Origin of the sequence: Sphingorhabdus sp. (genome assembly GCF_044357595.1) — a bacterium.
GTDB lineage: Bacteria > Pseudomonadota > Alphaproteobacteria > Sphingomonadales > Sphingomonadaceae > Sphingorhabdus_B.
Genome location: NZ_JBIKPH010000124.1, coordinates 1 through 7,204, shown reverse-complemented (window position 1 = coordinate 7,204; position 7,204 = coordinate 1). Strand labels below are relative to the sequence as shown.

Sequence of the window (7,204 nt, the reverse complement as noted above, 5' to 3'; positions counted from 1 at the left end):
CTGCTTTCCGGCGAAGCCGATAGCAACGACACTTTTATTGAAATTCATGCCGGCGCTGGCGGAACCGAGAGCCAAGATTGGGCCGAAATGCTTCAGCGCATGTATTATCGCTGGGCCGAACAGCGCGGATATAAGGTCGAGATGGTCGACTATCAGGCGGGTGATCAGGCTGGCATTAAGTCGGCTACCCTGTTGGTAAAGGGCGAGAATGCCTATGGCTATGCCAAGACCGAAAGCGGTGTTCATCGCTTGGTGCGTATTTCGCCATATGACAGCGCCGCAAAGCGCCATACCAGCTTTTCAAGCGTCTGGGTCTATCCAGTTATCGATGACAATATCGACATTGAAATCAACGAAGGCGATTTGAAGATCGATACCTACCGCGCGTCAGGCGCTGGTGGGCAGCATGTTAACACGACGGACTCCGCCGTGCGCATTACCCACAAGCCCTCGGGCATCGTCGTCGCCAGCCAGAATGACCGCAGCCAGCACAAGAACCGCGCAACCGCTATGGGCATGCTGAAGGCGCGTCTGTACGAAGCCGAATTGCGGAAACGTGAAGAAGTTGCGAGCGGCGAATATGCGGCAAAGACTGAAATCGGCTGGGGCCACCAGATCCGTTCTTATGTGCTGCAACCGTACCAGATGGTCAAAGACTTGCGTACAGGCGTCACATCCCCCACGCCTGGAGACGTTCTTGATGGCGATCTAGACAACTTCATCGCTGCCGCATTGGCCCAACGCGTAACCGGCGAGGCGGTTTCGGTTGATGATGTAGATTAGGCTTTCGCTCGTTTTTCCAATGCCTGGCAACGTAGACGAGCCCGCCAGTAAATCGCTATTGGGTGGATAGAGTTGCAGCGGTTCTTGAGGCGTGTGAATAGCGGTTGCACGCTTTAGCCTTGAATCCCTCAGCCTACTCCACTTATGCAGGGGCTAAGTAGACGCTGCGTTATGGGAGAGAGCAAGTGACTGAACATCAAGACTGGTTCCCGATACCCGCAAATGCCGCGGCAAACACGCAATGTAGTGCCACCGATTATGACCGGATGTATGCGCAAAGTATTGCCGATCCTGACGCTTTTTGGGCAGAGCAAGCCGAGCGCATTGATTGGGTAACGCCGCCGACGAAGATCGCCAATTGGTCGTTCGATCCAGTGGATGTCAAATGGTATGAAGACGGGGTTCTTAACCTCTGCCACAATGCCATCGATCGTCATGTTAATGCGGGCAAGGGCGATGCGATTGCTTTTATCTTTGAGCCCGATGACCCAGCCAACCCTGCGCGGCGTGTCAGCTATTCTGAGCTACTTGCCGAAGTGACGCGCATGGCCAATGCGCTCAAGAAACTTGGCGCTGGCAAGGGCGACCGTGTGACCATTTACATGCCGATGTGCGTCGAGGGCGCGGTTGCCATGCTCGCGTGCGCGCGCATCGGGGCCGTGCACAGCGTTGTCTTCGGAGGGTTTTCGCCCGAAGCGATTGCGGGACGGATTAAAGATTGTTCCAGCCGCTTTGTAATCTGCGCTGACACTGGCCTGCGCGGAGGCAAATCCGTGCCGTTGAAAGCCAATATTGACGCTGCGCTTGAAAAGGTGAGCGGGGTCGAGGCCGTTCTTGTCGTGCGCCATACAGGTGCGCCTGTGACGATGGAGTCCGGCCGCGACCATTATTTTGACGAGATTGCGGTCTCGGGCGAATGCGCCTGTGAACCGATGCATGCTGAAGACCCGTTGTTTATTTTGTATACGTCTGGTTCAACTGGTAGCCCGAAGGGCGTTTTACACACCGTCGGCGGCTACTCTGTTTGGACCGCGAGCACATTCCATTATGTGTTTGATTATCGGCCGGGGGAGGTTTTCTTTTGTTCTGCCGATATTGGCTGGGTCACCGGGCATAGCTATGTCGTTTACGGTCCACTGCAAAATGGTGGGACCAGCCTGATCTTTGAAGGCATCCCTAGCTACCCCGATAGCGGACGTTTTTGGGATATTATTGACCGGCATCAGGTGAACATTTTTTATACTGCGCCTACTGCGCTTCGGGCGTTGATGCGCGATGGCGATGCGCCGGTTCAGGCGCGGTCGCGCAAATCGCTTCGCTTACTTGGCACAGTGGGCGAGCCCATTAACCCCGAAGCATGGCGTTGGTACCATGCGACGGTAGGTGAGGGGAAGTTGCCGATTGTCGATACATGGTGGCAGACCGAGACCGGCGGTGTGATGATCACAACCTTACCCGGCGCGCATGGCATGAAACCTGGGAGCGCAGGACGTCCGTATTTTGGCATTCAGCCGCAGTTGGTTGATGGCGATGGTAATGTTCTTGCCGACGAACATATTGGCGGCGCGACGAATGGCAATTTGTGCATCACGCACAGCTGGCCGGGCCAAGCACGGACGCTATATGGTGATCACGACCGTTTCGTGCAGACGTATTTTTCGACCTATAAGGGCAAATATTTCACTGGCGACGGCTGCCGTCGCGACAACGATGGCTATTATTGGATTACCGGCCGGGTCGACGATGTCATCAATGTTTCAGGGCATCGCATGGGCACGGCCGAGGTTGAAAGCGCCTTGGTACTCCACGAATTGGTTGCTGAGGCGGCTGTTGTTGGGTTCCCGCACGATATCAAGGGGCAGGGCATTTATTGTTATGTAACGCTCAATGCTGGTGCGGAACCCTCGGACGCTCTGCATGCAGAACTTCGGTTACAAGTGCGTACAGAAATCGGACCAATCGCATCGCCAGACCATATCCACTTCACGCCAGCCCTGCCCAAGACACGCAGTGGCAAGATTATGCGGCGGATATTACGCAAAATTGCCGAAAATGATTTCAGCGCTTTGGGTGACACCTCAACCTTGGCTGATCCCAATGTTGTCGATGCACTGATCGAGGGACGGCAGAACCGTTGACCGTACCGTTCGTATCGAGCGAAACAACAGAGATCTGCTATGCTTGACGCTTGCGTCAACCTGTCGAAACGACTAGGGAATTTCCGTTAATTGCGCGATTAAACCTGTATCCTGCGTTTTCGTAGTGAAGGACCCTATGACTGATTTACCGACCAAAAATGGACCCTTAAGCGGCATAAAAGTTGTTGAACTCGCTGGTATTGGGCCTGGCCCTTACGCTGGCCAGCTGCTTGCGGACATGGGCGCGGATGTTATCGTGATCGACAGGCCGGGTGGCGCGCTTGTACCCAAAGCGATTGATGCGCGGGGCAAAAAGTCGATGGTTCTCGACCTCAAAAAACCTGAAGCCGTCGCTGCATTGTTAAAACTTGTTGAAACCGCTGATGTCCTAATCGAAGGTCTTCGACCCGGCGTGACCGAGCGGATGGGGGTTGGACCAGACGTCTGCCACGCCATAAACTCAAGGCTTATTTATGGACGGATGACAGGTTGGGGCCAGACGGGTCCCTGGAGCCAAATGGCCGGCCATGATATCAATTATATTGGCATGACCGGGGTGTTAAACGCAATTGGCAAGGATGGGCAGCCCCCCGTACCGCCGCTCAATATGGTGGGTGATTTCGGCGGCGGGTCGATGTTTCTCGTCAACGGTATCCTTGCGGCGTTGGTCGAGCGCGGCCGGACGGGTGAAGGTAATATAGTTGATGCAGCCATTGTCGATGGCACCAACAGTCTGATGAGCTTTGTCCATGGTATGGCGGGCCTTGGTCAATGGCGCACGAAGCGTGAGGCCAACTTGCTGGACGGGGCCATGCCTTTCTATCGCTGCTACATGACCGCTGATGGCAAGTTCATGGCAGTTGGGTGCATTGAGCCGCAGTTTTTTGCCGCAATGATGGACCGCTTGCCCATCGACAAAGATGCTTATGGAGGTCAGCACGACCGAACCACTTGGGCGAAGCAGCATGAGATGCTTGAGGATGTGTTTGCCACCAAGGCGCGCGACGCATGGGAAGTGATTTTTGCGGGTACCGATGCTTGCGTAACGCCTGTGCTGGATTATGTGGAGGCGGCGTCGCATCCTGCCAACGCGGAGCGGCAAGCATTTGTGCAGGACGGCCGTTGGTTGCACCCCCAGGTCGCGCCGCGGCTTGCAACGCAGCCTTTGGCCACCCATTTCGAGATTGCAACAAAAGGCGGTGATTATGCCGCCATATTAACCGAGGCTGGACTCGGTGATGACGAAATTTCCCAATTGATCGCGGCAGGCGCCGTGGTCGTAACGAAGGATTGAATATGACCGAAGCCTATATTTATGATGCGGTGCGCAGCCCGCGTGGCAAGGGGCGCCCTGACGGTGCGCTGCATGAAATTACGCCAATCGATTTGGCATCGCAGGTATTGGCGGCTATCCGCGACCGCAACGGCCTTTCGGGCGCAGAAATTGAAGATGTGGCCTTTGGCTGTGTCTCGCCGGTGGGCGAACAAGGCGCGGTCATAACGCGCACGGCAATCCTCGCTGCAGGCTATCCGCACACGACGTCTGGTATTCAGGTAAACCGTTTCTGCGGTTCGGGCTTAGAGGCGTCCAACATCGCGGCTGCCAAGGTGAAGTCTGGCGAATGTGACTTGGCTGTAGGCGGCGGTATTGAATCGATGAGCCGCGTGCCCATGGGCTCCGACGGCGGTGCATGGCCAATTGACCCCCGCTCGGCAATTGCCAATTACTTCATCCCACAAGGCATTTCTGCGGACCTGATCGCCACAAAATACGGGCATAGCCGCGACGATGTTGACGCTTATGCCGTCGAAAGCCAGAAGCGCGCTGGCTGCGCATGGGCCGAAAAGCGTTTTGCGCGCTCGATTCTGCCAATTAGGGACGTCATTGGCGAAGTCGTGCTTGACCATGACGAATTGATGCGCCCGCAAACCGACATGCAGTCTTTGGGCGCATTGGCCCCAGCGTTCCAGATGATGGGCACGATGATGCCCGGTTTTGATGATATAGCTATCATGCGCTATCCAGAGGTCGAGAAAATCAACCACGTGCATCACGCGGGCAACAGCTCGGGCATTGTTGATGGATCAGCGGCCGTGCTTATTGGTACGAAGGAAGCAGGCGAGAAATACGGGTTGAAGGTGCGCGCGCGTATCGTATCAATGGCCTCTATCGGGTCTGAACCCTCAATCATGCTCACGGGCCCGGAATTTGCCGCGCAAAAGGCGTTGGCGCGTGCTGGAATGGACAAAAGCGACATTGACGTTTGGGAATTGAACGAAGCTTTTGCTTCGGTTGTCCTGCGCTTCATGGAAGCGATGCACATCGATCATTCGGACATCAATGTGAACGGTGGCGCAATCGCCATGGGCCACCCGCTGGGTGCAACTGGCGCGATGATCCTTGGCACTGTGCTTGATGAGTTGGAACGGTCAGGCAAGTCGACTGCGCTAACCACATTGTGCATTGGCGCCGGCATGGGCACCGCAACTATCATCGAACGCGTGAATTGATTGGGACGGAAAATATGACTTATAAAACTTTCTCAGTCGATATCGATGCCGATGGCATTGCGCTTTTGACGATTGATTTGCCCGATGCCTCGATGAATGTGTGGAATGGTGCATTGATTGAAGAATTCGGCGCATGGGTTGACGATTTTACGACCAATGAAGCCGTCAAAGGCGCGGTCATCACCTCGGGCAAGAAGTCTGGTTTCTTGGCCGGCGCAGACCTTACCATGTTGGGCGGCGCTAAAGCCGGCAGTGCGAAAGAAGCCTTTGATCAGGCGTTTGCCTTGAACGCATTGCTGCGCAAAATGGAAACGGGCGGTCAGTCTGCCAAGGACCTTAGTGCGGGTAAGGTTTCTGCAAAGCCGGTCGCTTGCGCGCTCAACGGCCTTGCGCTGGGCGGTGGCCTTGAGCTTGCCTTGGCATGCCATTATCGTGTTGTCGCAGATCATCCTAAGATCCAGCTTGGCATGCCCGAAGTCATGGTCGGATTGCTGCCCGGTGGCGGGGGAACGCAGCGGACGCCTCGCCTCATCGGCCTGCAAAACGCGGCGATGATGATCATTCAGGGTAAGGCGCTGGATCCAGCAACGGCGAAGGCGCAGGGGTTGGTGCACGAAGTTGCGCCTGCGGCTGACCTGATTGCCAATGCCAAGGCATGGGTGAAGGCTAATCCAAAGGTCACAGCGCCCTGGGATAAGAAGGATTTCAAATTCCCAGGTGGGGCAGGGGCAATGGACCCTCGTGCGGTGCAATTGTTCGTTGGCCTGAACGCGATGGCGCACAAAGAAAGCAAAGGCAATTTTGACGCGATTAAAGCCATTTTGTCCTGTTTATATGAAGGTTCTATCCTGCCGTTCGACACCGCGCTTCGTGTGGAATCCAAATATTTCACAAAGCTGCTTTCCGGTAGCCAAGCGAAGAACATGATCCGCACCTTGTTCATCAACAAGCAGGCTGCTGAAAAGGGCGCTGGCCGCCCCGCGGGCGTCCCGCCGGTTGCGATCAAAAAGGTTGGCGTGTTGGGTGGCGGGCTCATGGGGTCGGGCATTACGCATGTCACCGTTAAGGGCGGTATGGATGTTGTCGTTCTCGACCGCAGCTTGGAAGACGCCAACAAGGCGGTCGATTACAGCCGCAAGATTATCGACAAGGCCGTTAGCCGTGGCAAGATGACCAAGGAAGCTGGGGATGCTTTCATGGCGCGCATTACGCCGACCGACAATTATGACGACCTAAAGGATGTCGACCTTATCATTGAGGCTGTTTTTGAGCGTCCCGATGTGAAGGCGGATGTCATCAAGAAAGCTGAAGCCGTAATTGGCCCTGATGTCGTGTTCGCATCGAACACGTCGACATTGCCGATCACTGGCCTTGCCAAAAATTCATCGCGTCCGGAGTTGTTCGTTGGGCTGCATTTCTTCTCACCCGTTGAAAAAATGCCGCTGCTCGAAATCATTCCAGGCGAATTGACGGGCCCACGTGCCTTGGCGGCAGCGTTCGATTATAATGCCAAGATCAAGAAAACACCTATTGTGGTCAAGGACGTCCGCGGCTTCTTCACCAACCGCGTTTTCCCGCCCTATATGGGTGAGGCGATGAAGCTGGTCACTGAGGGCGTTAAGCCAGCTTTGATTGAAAACGCGGCCAAGTCGCTTGGTATGCCGATCGGGCCTTTGGCGTTGCTTGATGAAACGACGCTGCAACTCGGGTATGACGTGATGCAGTCGACCAAAAAGGAATTGGGTGACGCGTATCAGCCAAGTGGCACCGAA

5 protein-coding genes are annotated in these 7,204 nt (G+C 55.4%); all 5 read left to right on the top strand.

All coding sequences use genetic code 11. The annotated features are described in order from the left end of the window. Positions 1-783: peptide chain release factor 2 (gene prfB / locus ACIQ2T_RS10890; RefSeq protein WP_397590831.1), on the top strand; the 783-nt coding region annotated here is incomplete at its 5' end. A gap of 185 nt (positions 784-968) precedes the next feature. Continuing rightward, positions 969-2,921, top strand: coding sequence for an acetate--CoA ligase (gene acs, locus ACIQ2T_RS10885; protein WP_397590830.1), 1,953 nt, complete (start codon positions 969-971; stop codon positions 2,919-2,921). A gap of 136 nt (positions 2,922-3,057) precedes the next feature. Next, a complete protein-coding gene (locus ACIQ2T_RS10880) occupies positions 3,058-4,215 on the top strand; it encodes a CaiB/BaiF CoA transferase family protein (protein ID WP_397590829.1) in 1,158 nt (385 codons plus the stop codon). A gap of 2 nt (positions 4,216-4,217) precedes the next feature. Continuing rightward, on the top strand, positions 4,218-5,432 hold the full coding sequence (locus ACIQ2T_RS10875) for an acetyl-CoA C-acetyltransferase (RefSeq protein WP_397590828.1): 1,215 nt from the start codon (positions 4,218-4,220) through the stop codon (positions 5,430-5,432). A gap of 14 nt (positions 5,433-5,446) precedes the next feature. After that, positions 5,447-7,204: 3-hydroxyacyl-CoA dehydrogenase NAD-binding domain-containing protein (locus ACIQ2T_RS10870; RefSeq protein ID WP_397590827.1), on the top strand; the 1,758-nt coding region annotated here is incomplete at its 3' end.